Origin of the sequence: Streptomyces sp. NPDC057638 (genome assembly GCF_042800315.1) — a bacterium.
Lineage (GTDB): Bacteria > Actinomycetota > Actinomycetes > Streptomycetales > Streptomycetaceae > Streptomyces.
Window position 1 is genome coordinate 1 of record NZ_JBHVHF010000516.1, and the last position, 3,305, is coordinate 3,305.

General features: G+C 72.5%; 4 protein-coding genes. All 4 read right to left on the minus strand.

What is annotated here, in order from left to right; translation table 11 throughout:
- Positions 1–39: 39 nt before the first annotated feature.
- The 4 genes from yajC to ruvC all read right to left on the minus strand — a co-directional run bounded on the left by yajC (position 40) and on the right by ruvC (position 3,141).
- Positions 40–501 (minus strand): preprotein translocase subunit YajC, encoded by a 462-nt coding sequence (yajC, locus tag ACFVIM_RS34165; RefSeq protein ID WP_384310009.1) that lies wholly within the window; start codon positions 499–501, stop codon positions 40–42.
- A 164-nt stretch (positions 502–665) separates the two neighbouring features.
- A complete protein-coding gene (gene ruvB / locus ACFVIM_RS34170; RefSeq protein WP_384310012.1) occupies positions 666–1,751 on the minus strand; it encodes a Holliday junction branch migration DNA helicase RuvB in 1,086 nt (361 codons plus the stop codon).
- Between the two features lie 239 nt (positions 1,752–1,990).
- Entirely contained in the window at positions 1,991–2,605 is a 615-nt protein-coding gene (ruvA, locus tag ACFVIM_RS34175) for a Holliday junction branch migration protein RuvA (protein WP_384310015.1), read from the minus strand.
- On the minus strand, positions 2,602–3,141 hold the full coding sequence (gene ruvC / locus ACFVIM_RS34180; RefSeq protein ID WP_384310017.1) for a crossover junction endodeoxyribonuclease RuvC: 540 nt from the start codon (positions 3,139–3,141) through the stop codon (positions 2,602–2,604). The genes ruvA and ruvC overlap by 4 nt, the downstream gene beginning before the upstream one ends.
- Positions 3,142–3,305: the final 164 nt, after the last annotated feature.

Consider the following 3,305-nt stretch of genomic DNA (forward strand, 5'->3'; position numbering starts at 1 on the left):
GCCAGGCACCGGTCCGTGCCGGGCGGTCCCCCCATGTGGCTACTTGTCGCCGTCGTTCTTGGCGTCCTTGGACGGCGCCGAGTCGGCCTCCGACGTGGACGGCTGGTCGGACTCGGCGTCCGCCTCGGGCTTCTTGCCGAGATCGATCTTGCCATCCGAGGCGGCGTCGTCGATCAGCGAGGAGGCGTCGTCCGGGACGGCCGGGGTCGTGCCGGGCGTGTCGCCGTGAACGATGCGGTTGTACTCATCCACATCCAGGACCGCGCCGATGGCGTTCTTCGCGTAGACGGCGTGGACGCCGGGGGCGACCTCAAGGAGCACGGTGTCGTCGTGAATCTCCTTGACGGTGGCATACATGCCCCCAATCGTCCGCACACCGGTACCCGGCTGCATGGAGTCACGCATCTCCGCGGCCTGCTGCTGCTTCTTCTTGGCGGAGCGGGTCATCAGGAACATGGCCCCGATGAGCACGATGAAGGGGAGGAGGGTCACGATACTCACGGGAAGAAACTTCCTTCACACGACCGCGTCGAAGAGGCGGCCTATCTACGGGGGTGGGCACGCCGACCTGGAAGGTCGGCATCGGCGGAGTCTAAGCGAGTCCGCATCAATGGAACAACGCCCAGCATCGCACCCAGGTTCCTGCCCTGGGAGTGTCCGCGCCGTCACGATCCGAACAAGCCCTGCTGTCCAGCGGCGCCCGGAGCGGGCGCGGGCGGAGTGAGTCCGAGATGGGCCCAGGCGGCGGGCGTGGCGATCCGACCACGCGGTGTGCGGGCCAGCAGACCCTCCCTGACCAGGAACGGCTCCGCCACCTCCTCCACCGTCTCCCGCTCCTCCCCCACCGCCACGGCCAGGGTGGACAGACCCACCGGGCCACCGCCGAAGAGCTTGAGCAGCGCCTGGAGCACGGCCCGGTCGAGCCGGTCCAGACCCCGGCCGTCCACCTCGTACACCCGGAGGGCCGCCGCCGCCACCTCACGGGTGATCACGCCGTCCACCTTGACCTGCGCGTAGTCCCGCACCCGGCGCAGCAGCCGGTTGGCGATGCGGGGGGTGCCCCGGGAGCGTCCCGCGATCTCGGCGGCGCCCTCGGCGTCGATCTCCACGTCCAGCAGCCGCGCGGAACGGTGGATCACCCGTTCCAGCTCGGCCGGGTCGTAGAACTCCATATGCGCCGTGAAGCCGAAGCGGTCCCGCAGCGGGGGCGGCAGCAGCCCGGCCCGGGTGGTCGCCCCGACCAGGGTGAACGGCGGCAGCTCCAGCGGGATGGCGGTGGCGCCGGGCCCCTTGCCGACGATCACGTCGACCCGGAAGTCCTCCATCGCCATATAGAGCATCTCCTCGGCGGGCCGGGACATCCGGTGGATCTCGTCGAGGAAGAGCACCTCCCCCTCCTGGAGCGAGGAGAGGATGGCCGCCAGATCGCCCGCGTGCTGGATGGCGGGGCCCGAGGTGATCCGGATCGGGGCCTGCATCTCCGCCGCGATGATCATGGAGAGGGTGGTCTTGCCCAGTCCGGGCGAGCCGGAGAGCAGCACGTGGTCGGCGGTCGCGCCCCGGGCGAGCGCCGCCTTCAGCACGAGGTCGAGCTGTTCTCGCACCCGCTCCTGTCCGACGAACTCGCCCAGCGTCTTCGGCCGCAGCGCCGCCTCGACGGCCTGGTCCTCACCGTCGGCGGCGGCGCCGACGAGCCGTCCGTCGACGGTGGTCTCCTCGGCCGGTACGGGGGTGGTGTCGTCCCAGTTCACTGCGGATGTGCCTCATGTCGTCGGGGCGGCGGGGCCGCACGGCGGATGCGGTGCATGCGATGGATGCGATCGGTTACGGCTGAGGGGGGGCGGGACCATATACACGGCCGCGAGGGCGGCGCGGCCGGGGCGTGCCCCCCGGGTAGGGGGCGCGTCCCGTACCCGGGGGTGGGCGGCCTGGGCAGGACTCCGACGGGGTGCGGCGGGGTCCGGCGGGGTCCGTGACACCGTGGGCCGCCTCACCGGGTCCGGTTCAGTGTCTGGAGCGCGGCCTTGAGGAGTCTGCCCACCTGCGGGTTCTCCTCCGCCTCGGCCTGGGGGGAGACCGCCGCCACGGCCTCGTCGGCCTCCCGGGTGGCGTACCCCAGCCCGATCAGGGCGGCATGGAGCTGGTCCCGCCAGGAGGCGGTGACCGCCGTGCCGACGCCCCGGGCGGCGCCGGGTCCGCCGACGGGATCGCCGAGCCGGTCCTTCAGCTCCAGCAGCAGCTTCTGCGCGCCCTTCTTGCCGATGCCGGGGACGGCCATCAGCGCCTTCTCGTCCCCGGAGGCGACGGCGCGGCGCAGCGCGTCCGGGGCGTGGACGGCGAGCATCGCGAGCGCGAGCCGGGGCCCGACGCCACTGGCGGTCTGGAGCAGTTCGAAGACCTGGCGCTCGTCGTCGTCGGCGAAGCCGTAGAGCGTCAGGGAGTCCTCACGGACCACGAGCGAGGTGGCCAGCCGGGCCTCCTGGCCGATCCGCAGCCCGGCGAGGGTGGTGGGGGTGCACTGGACGGACATCCCGATCCCGCCGACCTCGATGACCGCGGCGGTGGGGGCGAGTGCGGCGACCGGGCCGCTCACGGAGGCGATCATGTACGGCCTTTCGGGGGGTGCTTCAGGGAGTGCTGGGCGACGGCCTGCTGGAGGCGGTTCCGGGCGGGGGCGCGCCAGATATGGCAGATGGCGAGCGCGAGGGCGTCGGCGGCGTCGGCGGGCTTGGGCGGCGCGGAGAGCCTGAGCAGCCGGGTCACCATCGCTCCGACCTGCGCCTTGTCGGCCCGGCCGCTGCCGGTGACGGCGGCCTTCACCTCGCTGGGGGTGTGCAGGACGACCGGGATGCCCCGGCGGGAGGCGCACAGCATGGCGACCGCGCTGGCCTGCGCGGTCCCCATCACCGTACGCACGTTGTGCTGGCTGAAGACGCGTTCGACGGCGACGCGTTCGGGGCGGTGGTCGTCGAGCCAGCGCTCGATGCCCTCCTCGATGGCGACCAGCCGGTCGCCGAGTTCGGCGTCGGCCGGGGTGCGCACCACGCCGACGCCGAGCATGGTCAGCGGGCGGCCCGCGACGCCCTCGACCACGCCGACGCCGCAGCGGGTCAGCCCGGGGTCCACCCCGAGAACGCGCATGCCACCCCTCCTTCGTTCATCTGTTCAGCAGGCTATCGGCTGGCACTGACATCACAGACGAGACGGGCCGACGGGAGTGTTCCCGTCGGCCCCGCTCAGGGTAGTCCGGGCGGCGCGGCGCGCCGCACGCGCCCGCCCCGCCGGGCGGGGTCGTATAAAAAAAT